Source organism: Metasolibacillus sp. FSL K6-0083, from assembly GCF_038630865.1.
Taxonomy (GTDB): Bacteria; Bacillota; Bacilli; order Bacillales_A; family Planococcaceae; genus Metasolibacillus; species Metasolibacillus fluoroglycofenilyticus.
In genome coordinates this window covers 1,218,005-1,237,285 of record NZ_CP152046.1, presented here as the reverse complement: position 1 = coordinate 1,237,285, position 19,281 = coordinate 1,218,005, and the positions used below count along the sequence as shown (strand labels likewise).

The 19,281-nt window shown below is 39.7% G+C and carries 19 protein-coding genes and 1 riboswitch; of the genes, 14 read left to right on the top strand and 5 right to left on the bottom strand.

The features are described from left to right. Positions 1 to 120: 120 nt before the first annotated feature. From MHB51_RS05935 to MHB51_RS05920, 4 genes are all read left to right on the top strand, one after another. Positions 121 to 648 carry an RNA polymerase sigma factor SigX gene (locus tag MHB51_RS05935; protein WP_342472780.1) on the top strand — a complete coding sequence of 176 codons (528 nt, stop codon included), beginning with the start codon at positions 121 to 123 and terminating at the stop codon, positions 646 to 648. Then, positions 648 to 1,865, top strand: a complete 1,218-nt coding sequence (locus MHB51_RS05930; protein ID WP_342559214.1) for a hypothetical protein — start codon at positions 648 to 650, stop codon at positions 1,863 to 1,865. Before MHB51_RS05935 ends, MHB51_RS05930 begins: the two co-directional genes overlap by 1 nt. A 1,454-nt stretch (positions 1,866 to 3,319) precedes the next feature. Next, a riboswitch (FMN riboswitch) is annotated at positions 3,320 to 3,496 on the top strand. Positions 3,497 to 3,754: 258 nt separating this feature from the next. Continuing rightward, on the top strand, positions 3,755 to 4,339 hold the full coding sequence (locus tag MHB51_RS05925; protein ID WP_066171012.1) for an ECF transporter S component: 585 nt from the start codon (positions 3,755 to 3,757) through the stop codon (positions 4,337 to 4,339). A gap of 54 nt (positions 4,340 to 4,393) precedes the next feature. Beyond that, positions 4,394 to 4,843 (top strand): GNAT family N-acetyltransferase, encoded by a 450-nt coding sequence (locus MHB51_RS05920; protein ID WP_342559213.1) that lies wholly within the window; start codon positions 4,394 to 4,396, stop codon positions 4,841 to 4,843. 38 nt (positions 4,844 to 4,881) lie between these two features. Here the strand turns inward: MHB51_RS05920 and MHB51_RS05915 are convergent, their stop codons facing one another. Both MHB51_RS05915 and MHB51_RS05910 read right to left on the bottom strand, forming a co-directional pair. Next, the gene (locus MHB51_RS05915) at positions 4,882 to 5,061 is read right to left on the bottom strand and encodes a hypothetical protein (RefSeq protein ID WP_342559212.1); all 180 of its coding nucleotides are present in this window, start codon (positions 5,059 to 5,061) and stop codon (positions 4,882 to 4,884) included. Between the two features lie 165 nt (positions 5,062 to 5,226). Beyond that, complete coding sequence (locus MHB51_RS05910; RefSeq protein ID WP_066171006.1) at positions 5,227 to 6,894, bottom strand: ABC transporter substrate-binding protein; 1,668 nt, start codon at positions 6,892 to 6,894, stop codon at positions 5,227 to 5,229. 92 nt (positions 6,895 to 6,986) lie between these two features. Between MHB51_RS05910 and MHB51_RS05905 the strand changes: the two genes are divergently transcribed. The 8 genes from MHB51_RS05905 (at position 6,987) to MHB51_RS05870 (ending at position 13,637) form a co-directional block, all read left to right on the top strand. After that, a complete protein-coding gene (locus MHB51_RS05905) occupies positions 6,987 to 8,177 on the top strand; it encodes an MFS transporter (protein ID WP_342559211.1) in 1,191 nt (396 codons plus the stop codon). A 114-nt stretch (positions 8,178 to 8,291) separates the two neighbouring features. After that, complete coding sequence (locus tag MHB51_RS05900) at positions 8,292 to 9,545, top strand: UV damage repair protein UvrX (protein WP_342559210.1); 1,254 nt, start codon at positions 8,292 to 8,294, stop codon at positions 9,543 to 9,545. Positions 9,546 to 9,619: 74 nt separating this feature from the next. Then, a complete protein-coding gene (locus MHB51_RS05895; RefSeq protein ID WP_342559209.1) occupies positions 9,620 to 9,970 on the top strand; it encodes a YolD-like family protein in 351 nt (116 codons plus the stop codon). Next, positions 9,945 to 10,292: an aconitate hydratase gene (locus MHB51_RS05890; RefSeq protein ID WP_342559208.1), complete on the top strand. Its 348-nt coding sequence runs from the start codon at positions 9,945 to 9,947 to the stop codon at positions 10,290 to 10,292. The genes MHB51_RS05895 and MHB51_RS05890 overlap by 26 nt, the downstream gene beginning before the upstream one ends. A gap of 91 nt (positions 10,293 to 10,383) precedes the next feature. Continuing rightward, entirely contained in the window at positions 10,384 to 11,505 is a 1,122-nt protein-coding gene (locus tag MHB51_RS05885) for a helix-turn-helix transcriptional regulator (RefSeq protein WP_342559207.1), read from the top strand. Further along, a complete protein-coding gene (locus MHB51_RS05880; protein WP_066170990.1) occupies positions 11,502 to 11,702 on the top strand; it encodes a PLDc N-terminal domain-containing protein in 201 nt (66 codons plus the stop codon). The genes MHB51_RS05885 and MHB51_RS05880 overlap by 4 nt, the downstream gene beginning before the upstream one ends. Beyond that, positions 11,699 to 12,592 (top strand): ABC transporter ATP-binding protein, encoded by an 894-nt coding sequence (locus MHB51_RS05875; RefSeq protein ID WP_342559206.1) that lies wholly within the window; start codon positions 11,699 to 11,701, stop codon positions 12,590 to 12,592. Before MHB51_RS05880 ends, MHB51_RS05875 begins: the two co-directional genes overlap by 4 nt. A 262-nt stretch (positions 12,593 to 12,854) precedes the next feature. Further along, on the top strand, positions 12,855 to 13,637 hold the full coding sequence (locus MHB51_RS05870) for an ABC transporter permease subunit (protein WP_066170983.1): 783 nt from the start codon (positions 12,855 to 12,857) through the stop codon (positions 13,635 to 13,637). Positions 13,638 to 13,901: 264 nt separating this feature from the next. On the opposite strand, the gene MHB51_RS05865 is transcribed toward MHB51_RS05870, so the two are convergent. Next, positions 13,902 to 14,675, bottom strand: a complete 774-nt coding sequence (locus MHB51_RS05865; protein ID WP_342559205.1) for a glucosaminidase domain-containing protein — start codon at positions 14,673 to 14,675, stop codon at positions 13,902 to 13,904. A gap of 514 nt (positions 14,676 to 15,189) precedes the next feature. Here MHB51_RS05865 and MHB51_RS05860 point away from each other — a divergent pair. Further along, a complete protein-coding gene (locus tag MHB51_RS05860; protein ID WP_107942383.1) occupies positions 15,190 to 15,924 on the top strand; it encodes a polysaccharide deacetylase family protein in 735 nt (244 codons plus the stop codon). Positions 15,925 to 16,039: 115 nt separating this feature from the next. After that, complete coding sequence (locus MHB51_RS05855) at positions 16,040 to 16,900, top strand: YitT family protein (RefSeq protein ID WP_342559204.1); 861 nt, start codon at positions 16,040 to 16,042, stop codon at positions 16,898 to 16,900. Between the two features lie 339 nt (positions 16,901 to 17,239). Here MHB51_RS05855 and MHB51_RS05850 read toward each other — a convergent pair whose 3' ends face one another. Then, the gene (locus MHB51_RS05850) at positions 17,240 to 18,295 is read right to left on the bottom strand and encodes an LLM class flavin-dependent oxidoreductase (protein ID WP_107942385.1); all 1,056 of its coding nucleotides are present in this window, start codon (positions 18,293 to 18,295) and stop codon (positions 17,240 to 17,242) included. Positions 18,296 to 18,297: 2 nt separating this feature from the next. After that, positions 18,298 to 19,242, bottom strand: a complete 945-nt coding sequence (locus MHB51_RS05845; protein WP_342559203.1) for a ring-cleaving dioxygenase — start codon at positions 19,240 to 19,242, stop codon at positions 18,298 to 18,300. Between the last annotated feature and the right edge of the window lie 39 nt (positions 19,243 to 19,281).

Genomic DNA, 19,281 nt, shown 5'->3' with positions numbered 1-19,281 from the left:
CTATTTAAGAAGGTGAACTATGAATTTTTAAAGTTTAAAATAAGAAGAAATTCCCAATATATAAAATGAAACTTTTTTACTGGATGTACGACTAATTTTATGAGGATGGAGGTGGAATGGATGAAAGAGTCCATTTTCCATCGATTATATGATGAATATCACCAAGATGTATTCCAATTCCTAATCTATTTAGTGAAAAACAGATCTATAGCAGAGGATCTTTCACAGGAAGTATATATTCGTGTGTTGAGAGCTTATGACAAATTTGAAGGAAAAAGCTCGGAAAAAACATGGCTCTTTTCTATCGCTAAAAATGTTGCTATCGACTATTTTCGCAAAAATAATGTGCGAGAAAGGCATACGTTTGATGCCTTTGAATGGGAAAGTGAACAGCTCGTTTCTCCAGCTCGTACACCAGAGCAATTTTTAGAAATGAGTGAGGATATGCGTCAGCTACTAGAGGCATTAGAGCTATGCACTGGTGATCAAAAGATGGTCATCGTTATGCGTTATTTTCAAGATTTGTCGATTGGAGAGACGGCTGAAATTTTAAGCTGGACGGAGAGCAAAGTGAAAACGACACAGCATCGCGCAATTAAAACATTGCGGGGTATTTTAGAGCAGGATGGAAGGGAGGTAAATTCGTGATGAAGACGAAATGGGATGAAGAAAATATTGAAAAGCTTTTGATGCAGGCACCAAAAATCCAAGACCACCGTTCCAAAGAGGATGTTTTTGCAAAACTCCAAGCTGCAGGTGCTTTTGAAGAGCAGCAGCCAGTTCAAAAAACTGTGCGTCGTTCATATAAACGTATTACAAGCTTTGTAGCAGCAGCTGCTGTTACGTGTGCAATTGGTATTCCTATGTTTTTAACGATGACTGGAGAAGAAACTGACAAGGGAAGCGATGTTGCGCTACAGGAGATGGAAAATTACGCTAGCGATCGTGCAAATGTTGACAATCATACCAGTGAAGCTGATGCTGCAAAGGAGACAGCTAAGGAAGAGGCAGCAACTACTTTTTCAACAACGGAGGATATGTCCGAAGCACGTGCAATGACTCCGATTGATTCCACTGCTATTTATGATGATGCAGTAGGTGAAGGGGAAGTATTTACTGTTAGTCTGGCAGGGGACGAGGATGTAAGTATCCCATCTGCAATTATTATTCCAAAAGAAAAACTTGTTGAGGATTTTGGTACAGAGGAGCCTACACAAGTTGATATGTATAATTTATATGCACCAAAGCTCGATGAAGAGGCGTACGGATTTGAGGACACTCATCCGATTGAAGGGGAAATTACTGAAAGCGGACAAGAGCTGATAATTGCACTTGAAAATCAAGAGGGCTATTCAACTAAAAAAAGCATCAAAACATTAAGAGAAACATTTCCTCAATACGAGGAAGTGCTTTTGGAGCAAAATGCCCATGCTGATAATATAGAAACAGCAACAGTGCCTTTAAATCAAAACTATAGCTATTATTTATTTACACAACAAGGGAAAAAATATTATGTACAGCAGCCTCATGCGATATATGAACATGTAGACGAGGCGATTTACGGCATGGTTGGATTCAGCACAGAGCAGTATGAATCCGCTATTATTGAGGGGATTAACTTTACCGTAACTGTCACAGATAATGTCCATGTAAAATTTGAAGAGCCATTGGACTTAGAAGTGCTAGATTATAGGCGAGCAAAGCAAATGCTAGAAGCTATTATGCTAACAGCTGCCGCATTCCATCAACAAGTTGTTTTTGAAAATATTATACAAGCAGCATGGGATACCTTTGATTTTACAAAGCCACAGCCAATCCCTGTAGCGCCAAATGAATTACCACTCGATATAATAGAAGGTACCTGAATAGCATGTGAATACGCCGCTTTCAGGCACCTTCTTGCTTTTGATGAAGTGTTCACTATTTATCCCGCATTAACGGGCAGTAAACCGCCCACTTCCAGACTTAAGTGAAAAATCGGTTGAAAGATAAGTGGGAGGTCGACTGCCCGTAAAAGCCCGACTGGTTCAACTAACAATCCGTGGAGAAAAGCCTCCACAGATTGAAGTTTCACTTTATCCCGCATTAACGGGCAGTAAACCGCCCACTTCCAGACTTAAGTGAAAATCGGCTGAAGGATAAGTGGGAGGTCAACTGCCCGTAAAAGCCCGACTGGTTCAACTAACAATCCGTGGGAAAAGCCTCCACAGATTGAAGTTTCACTTTATCCCGCATTAACGGGCAGTAAACCGCCCACTTCCAGACTTAAGTGAAAATCGGCTGAAGGATAAGTGGGAGGTCAACTGCCCGTAAAAGCCCGACTGGTTCAACTAACAATCCGTGGAGAAAAGCCTCCACAGATTGAAGTTTCACTTTATCCCGCATTAACGGGCAGTAAACCGCCCACTTCCAGACTTAAGTGAAAAATCGGCTGAAGGATAAGTGGGAGGTCAACTGCCCGTAAAAGCCCGACCGGTTCAACTAACAATCCGTGGAGAAAAGCCTCCTCAACTAACAATCCGTGGAGAAAAGCCTCCACAGATTGAAGTTTCACTTTATCCCGCATTAACGGGCAGTAAACCGCCCACTTCCAGACTTAAGTGAAAAATCGGCTGAAGGATAAGTGGGAGGTCAACTGCCCGTAAAAGCCCGACCGGTTCAACTAACAATCCGTGGAGAAAAGCCTCCTCAACTAACAATCCGTGGAGAAAAGCCTCCTCAACTAACAATCCGTGGAGAAAAGCCTCCACAGATTGAAGTTTCACTTTATCCCGCATTAACGGGCAGTAAACCGCCCACTTCCAGACTTAAGTGAAAATCGGCTGAAGGATAAGTGGGAGGTCAACTGCCCGTAAAAGCCCGACTGGTTCAACTAACAATCCGTGGGAAAAGCCTCCACAGATTGAAGTTTCACTTTATCCCGCATTAACGGGCAGTAAACCGCCCACTTCCAGACTTAAGTGAAAATCGGCTGAAGGATAAGTGGGAGGTCAACTGCCCGTAAAAGCCCGACTGGTTCAACTAACAATCCGTGGGGAAAACCCTACTGATTGAAGTTTCACTTTATAAAAGGCTATTTCAATCTTTTTAACTTCTTTCAGCAGGTGTCCAAACACCTGCTGAATTATTGGAACTCGGTCTAAGAAAAGACCATATTAAAATAACGACGGAGTGACTAACATCGTGTTGGTTAGATTTGCGGCGGATGTCGCAGATTTTTCTAACGGTAAGGGTATGTATAAAAAGAATTCCAAGCAAAAGGGTTTACTTTTAAAAAGTTTCTTTTATAATAGAGGGTGTAACAACAAATTTAATATTGATTCATCTTCGGGGCAGGGTGTAATTCCCGACCGGCGGTAATTGAAATCGCAATCTCCGACCATTCACTTGGAGGTCATTGCTTTCGTATTTCATAAGCCCGCGAGCCCGCTTTTGCGGTGCAGGATTTGGTGAGATTCCAAAGCCGACAGTATAGTCTGGATGGGAGAAGGTGAAGGCGCAGTCGTCATTTCTCGGAAATGTCGTATTTTGCTTTAAAAAAGTCTGGTAATATAGGCTTGTTTAAATGCGGAAATTTATGACAAAAACGCTTTGGCAGCATGCTTTTTAAGCATGGTCGAAATTAGTAATACGACTTTTTTAAGCTTGCCTATTTCTCCCTTATACAATTTATTGTATAAGGGTTTTTTCGTGAATGGCATAGGACTGTCCTTTCTTCTTGCAAGAGTGAATCAGCAAAGAGGAGAGATTTTTTATGCGTAAGCAAAACTTGAAGTTACGTTCAACTGTAACAATCGCAATGCTAAGTAGCATCTCATTTTTATTAATGATGCTCGATTTTCCACTGCCGTGGTTTCCAGTATTTCTAAAAATTGATTTTAGCGATGTACCAGCGTTGATTGCAGCGATTACAATGGGACCAGTTGCTGGTATTGTAGTAGAATTGATTAAAAATATTTTAGATTGGCTGTTTAAAGGAGCCCCAACAGGTGTTCCAGTAGGACATATGGCGAATTTTGTAACAGGTATTTTGTTCATTTTGCCAACTTATTATTTTTATAAAAAATTCAAGACGATTCCTGGCTTAGCAGTAGGTTTAGCAGTAGGAACGTTTGTGATGTCTATTGGTATGAGTATACTGAACTATTTTGTGTTTTTACCAATGTATACTTATTTCTTAGGCTGGGGCTCATTTGATATGTATGAGACAATTGTACTTGGTATTTTACCGTTCAATATTATTAAAGGGATTATTATATTAACTGTTGCGCTGCTCCTATTCCGCACGATGAAAACATGGATTGACAAGCAGCAGTCCACCTATTTATCATTAAAATAATCACAAGCCGAGCTGCTCTATAAGCTCGGCTTTTTTATAAGGAAGTGAATAAAAATGATTCGAATGCTCACAGCAAATGAACAACTACCGATGGACTTGCTTTTATTAGCGGATCCATCAGAAGAAATTGTAATTGATTATATAAAACGTGGATACTGTTATGTGGCAGAGCGTAATGGACAAATAGTTGGTGTTTATGTGTTGCTACCAACAAGACCACATACCGTAGAGCTTGTCAATGTAGCAGTAGATGAACAATGGCAAGGGCAGGGAATAGGTAAGCAGCTTGTGCTACATGCGATTGAAAGTGCAAAAATGGCACAATATAAGACAATTCAGCTAGGCACAGGTAATTCTAGCATTGATCAGCTTGCGCTTTATCAAAAATGTGGCTTTCGCATAGTTGGCGTAGATCGCGATTTCTTTATCCAGCATTATGATGAGCCGATTTTTGAAAACGGAATTCAATGTGTAGACATGATGCGGTTAGAAATTGTACTTTAAGTTTGAACAAGCTGTCTAGAGGTGTTTTCATTTTCCGTTTATCTAGTCGTATGGCTTGGACTTTGAGCGATGACGGTAGCTACAATAATTAAAATATTTGTTGACGGGGCTGTCCAAAAAGCCGTGCATAGCCGGCATTTTGGACAGTAGCGATGATGTTTCGCAAAATGTTGATTCATATAAACAGAAAACGCCTCTTTTAAAAATGGGATGAACATTGGCTTTAGCAGTGTACTCCTTCAGTAAAAGTGGAGCGACGAAAACATTTATTTCAATGAGGTGTCAAAAAGAATGGACTTTTCAGACAGCTCCGTCATCGGATTATTTATAGGCTATTTTCGATACTTTATATACAAAAAGAGGCAAAGCTCGTTATTGCGACGCTACATTTGTTTTTGATAAATTTTGCGATAGTCAATTTTGCCATGTGTATCGAATTGAATATTATAAAATGGACGGTCTTTTCTTATATAAAATACGTGTTGGCGATGTGCTAAAAATTTTAGCGTAAAGGTGTTAATTAAGTGTTCTTCTATTTTATATAACAGATTCATTGCTTGGCTGTCATCTTGGCACATAGTTGCTTGCTGGAGCAATGCTTGCACTTCCGCATTGCTAGAAAAAGCACTAATAGGAGAGCGCTCGCTGTCTAATCCATATAACCAGCCAAGTAGCTTGTCATCCCCAATTGCAATACCACCAACAAAAATATCGTAATGCTGTACACAATAGTCTGCCGATGCATGGAAAGGCATAAGTGTTAATTCGTGTGGGATGTGATGGGCTGTTAAAAATGAGCTTAAAATTTGTGCTTCCCGCAAATGGTTGGCATGTGGCCGAATTTGCTGTACACCGATACGTAAATAAGGAAAATCAAGTGTCGGTAGCGGAAGCGGTGATTGCTGTTGTCTGTTATTTGTCGTTAAAAAGCTAGTGGCTATTATTTCACCTTCTTCTGTTAAGCAGTAGCTTGCTGCATCAATTGCCTCAAATAATGCACGTCGATACTTTTCATCCTGCAATGGCCCACGTGCCGCATTGAATATAATAAAATCGGCTCCCTGCTCTTGAAAAACGATTTTTTGTTGTGCTATATGTGCAGCAAAAGGAAGTGCACTGATGCCAAACTGTTGAATGTTTTCTGTAAAAAGAATATCCACATCATCAATCCATGGTCGCTGCTTAAAATATTTCGGAAATACGGAGAGTCGCATATGTTGCTCATTTTTCTCAGCGATATAAAATGCACCGCAACCAGGCGGGATGCCTTTTGCACCTTCTTCAATCCATTTTACAGGTATAATAGAAAAGCGATAACTACATAGTATACGAGGGAATAGCATTGTTGGCTGTGCAAGCTCTATTGTAAAATGATATGGGCTTGTCACAGTCAATCGCGCCTCTGGTAATAGTTTTCTCATACAAGCGCGCTTTAAGGAAGCAATGACATCCTCGCTTGTGAGCTTTGTTCCATTGTGAAAGTAAATATTTTTACGCAATGTAAAAGTCCATTTTTTTGCGTCGCTTGTGTGATAGCCGTAGACTAAATTAGGTTGCACACGCTCTGTTTCTATACAATAAACAAATAAAGGCTCATGTATTTGATTGTAAAAATGCATATCGTGCCGAGAGTTGCCGTTTAACGGGTCATAATGAAGCTGAATATTTGGATAAGGATAGCGAAAAACATCGCGTTCCTCCTCATTTGAAAAGCCGTAACGTTGCTGTAGCCAATTTTCTACTTGTGGATGTGAAATTACATCGTGCTCTTGTAATAGTGCATAGGCCTCTTTAAATTGTTGCTGCTCCCAATAATGGTCGAATGCTAAATAAATAGCTTCTAGCTTTGTTAGCTGTAAAAGCACTGTAGGCTTTTTCCCACGACCTTGTGTAGTATGCCATTTTAGCCATCCACGTTCCTCACATTTTTTTATAAGCACCTTCGCATAGCGTGCAGAGCAGCTCCATATTTGCGCTAACTCTGCAATAGATGTTGTGCTACTTTGTCCGACTTCAAAACGCCCATATAGTTTTAAAATGTATTGAAACATAGCTCCTCCTTTAAAAGGTGAACAATAAAAATAAAGTGCTCACTTTTTGTTCCTCTATTTTTATTTTACACTAAATTGCAGGAGGTGCTTAGATGAATTTATATCATAATCGTAATTTTTTATTGTTGTACATAGGGACAATCGCATCAACGATAGGCTACCAGCTTTATAATTTTATTTTGCCACTTTTTATATATGATTTAACAAAATCGGCACTGGCAATGAGTACGATGCGTATGATTGATTTTTTACCGAATATTTTGCTAGGCATGCTTGCAGGGGTGCTTGTTGACCGTATGAATCGCAATAGGATGCTTAAATATACAGGTTTTATTAAAGCGGTGCTTGCGACATTGTTAACTGTCATTATTTTGTTAGATACCGTGCAGCTTTGGCATATGTATATTTTAGGTTTTTTCATGGCAACTGTTAGCTATACATTTGGGAATGCGCAACATGCGATTGTGCCACAGCTCTTTGAGAAGTCGTTGATGACTGAAATTCAGGCTAAATTTTCGTTTATTAATACGCTGTTTTCAATAGTAGGTCCAGCAATTGCAGGGATGTTGCTCGTTTTTATTGCCTATGATTATTTATTTATTGTTTATGCATTCTCGTTAGTTGTTATTTGGTTGAGTGTTTTTTTATTAGACGCGACACCAACACCGGAAAGAGCGCATAAGCAATCTATTTTAGCCGATATGAAAGAGGGATTTATCGAGCTATTCGGTAATAAAACATTATTTTATCCGACGATAGCTATTTTATTTAGCAATTTAGCGACGAGCTTTGTCATTGGGGTGCAAGTTTTTTACGTAGTTGATGTGCTACAGGAAACGAAGGAGCAGCTTGGATTTATGTATTCAATTGCTGCTATAGGAGGTCTTATAGGTGCTAAATTTATTCAGCCTCTACGCAGAAAATGGACGCGCGGCAAAATTTTTACGACAATTTATTTAATCGATAGTTTCGTGCTGCTGTTATTCTTTTTTGCGACAACCTGGTGGCAGCTTGGTATGTTATTGGCTATTCGTACATGTACAACAATCATTATCAATATTATTTATTTAGCCATTCGTCAAGAATCAACACCGAATCAGTTATTGGGACGTGTTGCAGGCACATCCTCTATGTTTATGAAGCTTGCACTACCTGCTGGTTTATTTATTGGAGGAGTATGGGCGGAGACGCTACCAATTCCGTATATTTTCCTTCTTTCAGCTTGTATCGTCTTTGCTATTTATATTGTGCTGACAAAACAGCAATTCAGTACAATACAGTAATTTTAGGATTGTCGGGTATATGCTCTGACAATCCTATTTCCTATATATACCACTTGTAAAAACAAACGAATGTTCGTAAAATAAGAACAAACGTTCTTTGGAGGAGTGGTTAATTTGTATGCTAATTGTCCAGACCGCGTAATTGTCTGTATCGATATGAAATGCTTTTATGCAAGCTGTATCGCAATGTTGGAAGGACTTGATGTGGAGCAGGAGCCGATTGCGATTGTTGGAAATCTTCATCAAGCAGGCAGCATTGTACTCGCTGCCTCACCACCGATGAAGCAGCATTTCCATATTAAAACGGGCAATAGACGTTATGACATACCAAATCATCCGAGCATTAAGCTATTTGAGCCGAAAATGGATTTCTTTTTACAAATGTCGATAGAAATTACGAAGTTAATCATGCAATTTGTTCCGCGTGAAGCCATTCATGTGTATAGTGTCGATGAAAGCTTTATTGATTTAACAGGTACTGAGAAGCTATGGGGTGCACCAGAAGAAACAGCGATGACGATTCGGCAAGCGATATACAATCAATTTGGTATTCCGTCCGCTGTTGGCATGGGTCCAAATATGTTAATGGCAAAACTAGCGCTCGATTTAGAGGCGAAAGCAACAGGCTTTGCGAAATGGACTTATAAGGACGTGCCACAAAAGCTTTGGCCCATTGCTCCACTATCGGAAATGTGGGGGATTGGACGACGTATGGAGTATGCTCTAAATAAAAAAGGGATTTTTAGTGTTTATGATTTAGCACATGCGAATCTTAAAATGCTTGAAGATGAGTTTGGCATTATAGGAAACCAATTGTATTATCATGCGTGGGGCATTGATTTATCGACATTTGAGGAGCCAGATACGAAGGAGCCGATGAGCTTTGGCAAAGGGCAAATGCTTATGCGTGACTACCATACGCATGAGGAGATTTTAATTGTTTTACTGGAGATGTGCGAGGATATCGCAAAAAGAGCAAGGATGGCTGGCTATATTGGAGCAACTGTTTCGCTTGGCGTTTCTTATAGCCGCTCGGCGCTGGAAAAAAACTTTTATCGCTCTAAAACAATGATTGAGCCGACGAATGAAACAATGAAAATGTATGAAACTTGTAAAGAGCTATTTAACATTCATTTTGCAGAACAGCCTGTGCGTCAGCTTTCTGTACGTTTATCTAATTTACAGCCACATGGCAGTATTCAGCTCGATTTGTTTGATGAGCAAAAAGAGCAACGGCAAATGCTTGGCTATACCATGGATGCGATTCGCGAGCGTTTTGGCGCTACCTCATTACTGCGAGCTGTATCATTTACGACAAGTGGCACAGCCATGCAGCGTGAGCAACTTGTCGGTGGACATTTAAAATAAAGTAAATTGTTAAATTCAATTATGCAGAGGCTTAATTCATCAGGTTGTTAATATAGGATAAAGGAGTGAACGTGATGTTGCGTGACCGAGGGAATAAAAAATGGTCTGCCATGATGCTGAGCGAGCATATGGAAATGCTGCGCAATTTAGAAAAGGAGCAGATGAAAGAGTATCCTTTAGAACGTGCGGAATGGGAGTTAGAGCATTTGCAACAAACTGTGCAATACGCTCTTCAAACAAAGGCAATAATTTGCCTTATTTTATGGCAGGGGTCGTCTTTTCATGAAGTCATCGGTGTTATTACAGCGCACCAGCAGGAAATGCAGGAGCTAGTTGTTACAACATCTACGCAAACGAAGCGAATTGCTATTTCCTCACTTTATTCAGCACAATTAATGGATGAGTATGATGATTCACTGCAATGAGCGTCAGTTGGTCCATAAGTTTATTATTTTAGAGCTGACAATGCGCACATTACAGTATGATTTTTCACTGCTGTCTACATTAAAAATGCATAGATTTTATACACATATTATGGAGAAACTCGTCAAAAAATTGCGCTTAGAATACGAGACACATAAGCAATTATTGAAGAAACAAGGCATACGCTTTGTGCAACTTGTGAAAGTAAATGAATATTTTTGTGATGTGATACTGGCAACATCAGGTGAGGATTTAACAATACGCTATGCCAATCAAACATTAAAAAAAGAGGTAGAGCGGTTGATTTTACTTTATTTTGAGTAAACTAACGGTTGACTTGTTCTACGAAAATAAACAAACTCTCGCTAGGTAATTGGGCGAGGGTTTTTTATAATGAAAGTAAGGAGGCGGGAGGATGGAGCATTTTCAATTTGCTATAAAGCTAGCTACGAAACGAAAAGAATTAGGCGTGACACAGGAGCAGGTGGCACAGTATGTAGGTGTGTCAAAGGCAGCGGTATCGAAATGGGAAAAGGGGCAGAGCTATCCAGATATTACATTGTTGCCGAAGCTCGCAACTTATTTTAATATGACGATTGATGCATTGTTAGGCTATGAACCACAAATGACAAAGGCACATATGCGAAAAGTGTATGCGACATTAGCCGAAAAATTTAACAAGCATAGCTTTGCTGAAGTACAACAAGAGATGGAGGAATTGCTTGCGGAATATTATGCGTGTTTTCCTTTTCTTCTACAAATGGCACAGCTATATTTGAATTATTATAAGCAGGCAGATGATTCTGGAGCGATTTTACAGCGAGTAGATGAGCTATGTCAGCGCATTATGGAGCATTGTAGTGATGTGAAGGTTATTTATGAAGCAGAGATGCTGTTAGCCTATGTCAAACTGGAGCAGGGGCAATTTGAGCAAGTGCTAGAAATTTTAGGTGAAGAGGCGCGTATGCAATATGGCTCGGAGCATCTTATTGCTATGGCACTATCGATGCGTGGCAATCAAGAGAAGGCAAAGGAAATATTGCAGGTGAGCATGTATCAGCATATGCTTGGCACAATTAGCAGTGCTACAAATTTATTGCAATATGAAGTAGAGAATCCAAGTCATTTTGATGAAACTGTTCAACGAGTTGAGGCAATGTTGCAGTTATTTACAATTCAAAGATTAAATATGAATGCTGGGCTTGTCTTTTATTTACAGGCGGCGGCAGGTTATATACAGCAACAGCGTGAGCAACAGGCAATCGAAATGTTAGAGAAGTATTGTCAAATATGCTTAAATATTAAATTTCCAATCGAGCTACGTGGAGATAGCTATTTTTACCTGCTAGATAATTGGATTGCCAACAATATTCATCTCGGTGCACAAGCGCCACGCGATGAGCAGTCCATTAAGCGTGATTTACTTGCAAGTATTACAAAGCAGCCTGTTTTTGCAAGTGTTGTGCAGCATGTAAGATTACAAAAGATGCTATATAGAGTAGCGCAATATTTACAAATTGAGGAGGAGATTGTGTGAGTGAGCTTCAACAAATACCTTGGGCATTAGTAGCGCCAATTTTAGTCGTGCAGTTCATTTTAATGATTGTTGCATTGATTGATTTAAAGCGTATTTATGCAACTAATGGACCGAAATGGATATGGCTAATACTTATTTTAATTAGTGGTATATTAGGTTCCATTGCTTATTTCATTGTTGGGAGACGACAGGCATGACATTATTACAAGTTGAGCAATTGACAAAAAACTTTGTGGGGAAAAATGTGGTGGACGGCGTAAGCTTTGAATTAGAACCGCTAACCGCCACAGCACTTATCGGTCCAAATGGTGCAGGGAAAACGACGACGATGTCAATGATTGTAGGGTTGTTACAGCAAACGAGCGGTACGGTTACGATGCAAGTAGTACAGGATATACGGGGGAGCGTCGGCTTTCTACCACAGTATCCACAATTTTATCCTTGGCTATCGGCTTTAGAATATGTAGAAATGGTTGGAAAATTGAGTGGCGTGCCTGCAAGGGGCTTGCGAGAGAAAAGTATCAAAATGCTAGAGTATGTAGGATTAGGTGATGCACTACATAAAAAAACAGCAACTTTTTCTGGGGGAATGAAGCAGCGTCTCGGTATTGCCCAGGCAATTATTCACGAGCCAAAGCTGTTGCTATTAGATGAGCCTGTATCAGCGCTGGACCCTATTGGACGACAGGAAATAATGAATTTATTAAAAGAATTGCAGCAGCAGACAACGATTTTATACTCAACGCATATTTTGCATGATGCCGAAAAAATGACGGATCAGGTGCTATTTATGAAAAATGGACAGTTAGTAGAGCAAGGTTCATTAGTATCAATTCAGCAAAAGTATGCTGACCCAAGATATCATATACAATTTGTCCGGGAGCAGGAGGCTGCGAATTTCGCAGTGCGTTACGCAGGACAGCTTGATGGTCTTTCTGTTTATTTACCAATACAGCAGACGATGCAGCAAGTACTACAATTATTGGCTACAGAACAATTAGAGATTGTTAAAGTGGAGCGTGTAACAGCAAGCTTAGATGAAATTTTTATTTTGATTCAGCAAATGTCGGATACCCCAAAGGCGTAACAACAAGAATCGAATAGTTAACTGACTATAAAGTGAAACTTCAATCAGTAGGCGCTTTTTCCACTGAATGTTAGTTGAACCAATCGAGCTTTTACGGGCAGTTGAATTCCCATCTATCCTGAAGCTGATTATCACTGAAGTCATGATGTAAGGGGGTTACTGCCCGTTACTGTGGGATAAAAATAGAGTCCTCGACGACTGTTGCAAAGAGCTTGCTGAAAGTGTCGGTAGAGGCATAATTGATGAGAAAGGTGGCGTAGCAATGACACAATTTTCGGTATTGCTGAAAAAAGAGTTTTTAGAAAGCTGGCGTAGCTTTAAATTTTTATGGATACCACTCGTTTTTATATTTTTAGGTGTTACAGAGCCATTAACTAATTATTATATAGAAGATATTTTAGCAGCAGTTGGCAATATGCCGGAAGGCTTTGAAATGCTTTTTCCTGAGTTGACTGCGGCTGATATTTTATTATCAACAACGGGACAATATCAATTGATTGGGCTACTTGTTTTAATTAGTGCATTTATTGGCTCTGTAAGTCGGGAGCGCCATAATGGAACCGCGACATTATTATATGTTCGCCCAATTTCAGCAGCAGTTATTTTTATGAGTAAATGGATGATGGCTTCCATCGTTAGTATAGTAAGTGCAGTACTAGGCTATTTGGCAAGTATGTATTATACAGTCATTTTATTCGGCTCGGTTGCCGTTGATGATTTTGTAAAAATGCTATTAACCTATTGTGTCTGGTTAGTGCTTGTAATGGCCATTACAATTGCAATGAGCGCAGCATTTCAAACAGGTGTGGCAGCAGCAATTGCTATTATACTTATACCAGTCGGTCTATTTGTTGACTCGGCAATTGGAGGATTTTGGACTTGGACACCTTGGAAACTAGTGAACCATGGGTTAAGCTTTGTGACTGACACAATTATTATGGCTGATTTTCAAATGACATTGCTCTTTACAGTAATTGCAATTATTAGTTTTAGTGGACTCGGCATTTTAGCAACAAAGCGTAACTGGCGTTTAACAAAGGTATGAAGAAATGTCTGAGAGGGCGTGTCTGAAAAAATATTTTGAGACACGCCTTCACGACGAAAATAGTGACCATTTATCCCGCATTAACTGGCAGTAAGGCGACCACTTTAAGGCTTGAGTGAAAATATGCTAAAGGATAAGTGGGAGAACAACTGCCCGTAAAAGCCCGATTGGTTTAACTAACAATCCGTGGAGAAAAGCATCCACTGATTGAAGTTTCACTTTATTGTGACAACCACTGGAGCCCGCTTTTTTAGATAACTTTTATTATTGGATAGGCGTTTCATAAATCATCAATGTTTGCCCTTCCTGTAAAGAGCTTGATTGGAGCTTATTCCACTGTTTCAGCGATGTGATGCTCACATTATAGCTTTCTGCAATACTGTTTAAAGAATCATCTGCTGATACAGTGACTGTTGTTTTATTTTCAATTGGATAATCATATTGAGTGAGGTCATATTGTTCAATTAATTGATTTAACTTCTGTTCATAATTTGTATCGGTAGCATAAGTACCTGTTAAATAGCTTGTCACATCACGATAAGAGGAAGTATTACTTTTAAAGGTAGCGTGATAGAATGCTTTATCCCATGACACACCATTGCGTAATAAATTAGCATAATCTCGCAAGGAAGCCTCATAGGAGGGGTATTTCCGAAATTCATCTAAAATCGTTGTTAGATTACCATTTCCATCGTCCTCTTGTGTTTCCAACGTTACAGAGTTATTTTTATATTTGCCCTTAATACCAAATAAATTGTAATTCGGCTCAGTAGCAAGCCCACTTTGTCCTTTATTACTTTCTAAAATTGCCTGTGCAAGCATAACGGATGCATATAAATCATTTTCAGCAGCTAGCTTACGTGCAGTCTCTCCGATTGTGCCAATAAACTGCTCAACGCTTAAATCCTCTTCGATCGTCTTAGGAATGGACTGTTCATATTGATTAGAAGAAAAAATAGTAAGTAATGCATATATTCCAAGCACAAATAGCATAATAACAATGCCAAGCGTGAATAATAGTCTTTTTAATCGTTTCATACGTACGAGCGCCCTCTCTTTTTTATTACTATTAAAAGTTTAGCATGATAAACTTTATCATGCAAAAAAGGGAGGAGGGAAATTTTTAACTTCTTTCAGTATATTTATTTGCGACGAGTAATCGCAGAAGCGTATGTTTTTATACCGAAAGCGTAGCGACAAATCTGATTTGTACCGATAGCAAGGCGACAGATACAGGTAGAGAAGTCTCGCACCTCAGTGAACTTCTACCAAATAGCTTGATAAAGTGAACCTTCAATCAGTGGGGGTTTTCCTACATCCCCCACTGATTGGTAGTTTCACCAATCGGGTTTTTACAGGCTGTTTGATTCCCCACCTAAACATCTTGGTTTTACCTGCTGATTTGAAGTGAGGGTCTTACAGCCTGTTAATACGGGATAAATCTGTCGTATCCACTTGCTAAAAAATACTACATAGTGCTTTAAAAATAAGGGCATTTTTTTGTCGCATCCTACAAATACTATTAATAAAATATTATATAGGATGTGACGTGTTGAAAAAAATATACGTATTCATATCACTAGTGCTTTTGCTGGCTATCATTAGTTTTTTAACAACAAAGGAAGAGGCGGCCGCTAATCGCAGTAGGCAATATTATGAAGAAGCGGGGCAAGTTGTTTGGGATATTCATACAGATCAAAAAGTTTTGGCGCTTACATTTGATGATGGTCCCCATAAAGAATATACATCTGAGATTTTAGATTTGCTTGCATTGCATAAGGCGAAGGCTACATTTTTTATTATTGGTGAAAATGCCAAGAAAAATCCCGAGCTTATAGAGCGTATAGACACAGATGGACACGAAATTGCCAATCATACGTATACGCATCCTTTAAAGACGACAGTACCTAAGTTACTGAAAGAAATCGAACAAACTTCGGAACTTCTATATCAAATTACGGGGAACAGACCTAAGCTATTCCGTCCTGTTGGTGGGCAGTATACGGATGCGATGATTGATGCCATTGCAGATTCAGGCTATAAAGTTGTGATGTGGTCATGGCATTTGGATACGGAGGATTGGAAGGAGCCAGGAGTAGAAAAAATCGTTCGTATAGTGAATAGTGCCAAAGAAGGTGATGTCATCCTATTTCATGATGGAGGAGGCAATCGCGAGCAAACGGTTGAGGCGTTGAGGCAGGTTTTACCAAAACTACAGGAGCAAGGCTATACATTTGTAACGATTTCAGAATTATTAGCAATACAGCAATCTACTATTCAAAAATAAAAAGGAAGCCCCACATGGACAAAAGAAATTTTTAATGTGGGGCGTTTTTACTTTTCTCAATAACCAAATTGCGTAATAATAGAAAAGTAAAAATGAAAGAGGAGTTGGTTTATGGATGGACATAGGTGCGAAAGGTGAATTTATTCGCCGTGCAATATTCATTATTATTGGAGCAGCGATTGCTGCTTATGGGCTAGAGGCAGTATTAATTCCAAATGCGGTGATTGATGGTGGCGTAACAGGTGTCGGCATTATGGGGAACTATCTTTTTGGTGTTCCACTAGGTGTTTTACTGTTCGTCTTAAATTTACCTTTTATATATTTAGGCTACAAGCAAGTAGGGAAAACTTTTGCGATACTTAGCTCGATTGGGATTGTAACTTTATCGATTTCAGCAGTATTAATGTCTGGCATGGCGCCTATTTTAGGTGAAAAAGACCCTTTGCTTATCGTATTATCAGGAGGGGTTTTGCTCGGTGTTGGAATTGGTATCGTCTTACGTAATGGTGGCGCACTAGATGGCTCGGAAGTACTTGCTGTACTTATATCACGTAATATACCTTTTTCGGTAGGGGATGTTATTTTATTTATTAATGCCTTTATTTTTACAGGCGCAAGCTTTATTTATGGCTTGGAAAGTGCATTATACTCTGCTGCTACATACTATATTGCAAAAATTGTTATTGATGTGATTCAAGTAGGGCTTGAAAGCTCAAAGTCAGTACAAATTATTAGTAAAAATGCACGAAATATTGGACAAGCACTTCAAGACCGACTAGGACGTGGTATCACATACACGTCAGGTACTGGTGGATTTTCAAATGAACCAGTAGAGTTGATTCATTGTATCATTACTCGAATGGAGGAAAGTAAAGTTTTAACAATTGTCAAAGAACATGACCCGAATGCCTTCATTGTTATTACAGACGTAGCCGAAGTGCGCGGCGGTAGCTTTAAGAAGAGAAATATTCACTAAAAATAGGGGCTGGGGCTGTCCAAAAAGCCGTGCATAGCCGGCATTTTGGACAGTAGCGATGATGTTTCGCAAAATGTTGATTCCTATAAGCAGAGAACGCCTCTTTTAAAAATGTGATGAACATTGGCTTTAGCAGCGTTATCCTTCAGTAAAAATGAAGCGATGAAAGCATTGATTTCAATGCGGTGCTAAAACAAAATGGACCTTTCGGACAACTCCAGCCCTTTGTTTCTAGATAAAATATTCGCTAAAAACATCTGCTTCTACTTTATTTGTCACTATCCTCATCGCAAAATGGCTTTTCAGACGACCCTACGGTGATGTTTCAGCAAAGTTTTGTTATTGCTTTGTGTACTTTTTAATCGCAGGAATAATTTCGTCCCCAATTAATTCGATATTTTTCATTATTTGATTGAAAGGAACACCGCCGAAGTCAATTTGTGCCATGAAGCGTTGTTGACCGAATAATTCATACTGGTAGAGCATTTTTTCAATAATTTGCTGTGGGCTGCCGACCATGAGAGCATCCTTTGTATTGCTACCAAGCTCAACTTGGTGGCGAGGATAGCCACTACCCCGAATCGCTAGAAAGCCGCTGTGTAAATGCGGATACATTTCGTCGATTGCTTGTTGTGTTGTTTCTGCCACATAAAATAAGCTTGTTGTTGCGATTGGTAGGTTGGCTGGGTCGAAGCCGCTTTCAGTTGCAGCGTCACGATATGCATCGACGGAAACTTTAAAGTTTGCAGCTGGTCCGCCTAATGTTGTGAGCATCATTGGCACACCCATATGTCCCGCTTTAATTGCGCTTGCTGGCGGACCACCAACTGCCCGCCAAATCGGCAATGAGCCTTCCTTTGGCTGTGGATAAATCACCGCATTAATTAAAGGTGGACGGAATTGTCCTTCCCATGTAATTTTTTCTTTTTCGTTAAGTTTCATTAATAGTTCTAGTTTTTCTTCGAATAAATCCTCGTAATAAGCTAAGTCATAGCCGAATAGCTCATAAGCGCCAACGCGAGAGCCACGCCCTGCGACAATTTCAGCACGCCCATTTGAGATTAAGTCAATTGTTGCAAAATCTTCGTATACACGTACAGGGTCAGCTACACTTAAAACAGTAGCAGAGCTCGCGATTTTAATATGCTTTGTAGCCTGTGCGATTGCTCCTAAAATAACCGTATGTGCCTGTGAGGTAAAATGTGTTTGATGACTTTCACCAACAGCAAATACGTCAATACCAGCCTGTTCTGCTAGTGTACTCGCTTCGATTAATTCTTGAATACGCTGCTGTGCTGAAATACGCTCTCCAGTTAATGGGTTAGCCATATGGTCACCTAAGGAATAAAGTCCAAATTCTATCCCTTTAGTTGGGTCAATGCGGTAATTTTGCATGATTATTTGTCTCCTTCGATTGGCTTTAAGTGCGCTTCAATTTCTGTACGACGCCCTTCTAAAAATGGTGGCAAATCTAATTTTTCGCCTAGTGTTGCTATATCTCCGTCAATTGTAAAGCCTGGGCCGTCAGTTGCAATTTCGAAAAGAATACCATTTGACTCGCGGAAATATAAGCTTTCAAAATAATAACGGTCGATAATGCCTGATGTGGGAAAGCCGAGCTCTTTAACACGCTCATCCCAATAAGCGAGCTCTTCATGATTGCGCACGCGAATGGCTAAATGATGAATGCTGCCACGACCGGGCTTTTCACTAGGACCATCCAGCTCTTTAATGACGATTTCACCAAAGGCTTGCCCTTTAATTGATTGAAAAACTGCTTCATCTTCTGTGCGACTTATTTCTTTGTAATTAAGCATTTGCAATGTGCTCGCGATTTTATCAAGGCGTTTCACTGTTATTTCTACAGTACCCATACCTAAAATTTGATGCTCTGCAGGGACAGGCGATTTAGCCCATGTTTGCCAGTAATCAATCACTTCGCCATTTGCGGCAAGGAGTACTATGCGTAAACCTTCCTCGTCCTCAAAATGGAGGGCAGGGCGGTTGGCATATGTCGTAATTTCACCATGTTTTACATTGTAGTTCGCCAAGCGTTGTTGCCAATAAACTAAGCTGTCTTCTGTAGGGACAAGTAAACCAATTTGTGTGATAGCATTTGTGCCACGGTGTGTTCGTCCAATAAAAGGCATTTCAAAAAATGATAATTCTGTACCTGGGCTACCTGTTGTGTCCCCATAAAAGAGATGGTACATCGATGGGGCATCTTGATTCACAGTTAGTTTTACACGGCGCAACCCTAAAATATGACGATAAAAATGATTATTTTGCTTCGCATCTTTTGTTAGCATAGAAATATGATGATGTCCTGGAATCGTATACATATCAATCGCTCCTTGTATGTTGTTGCTTCCACTTTACTA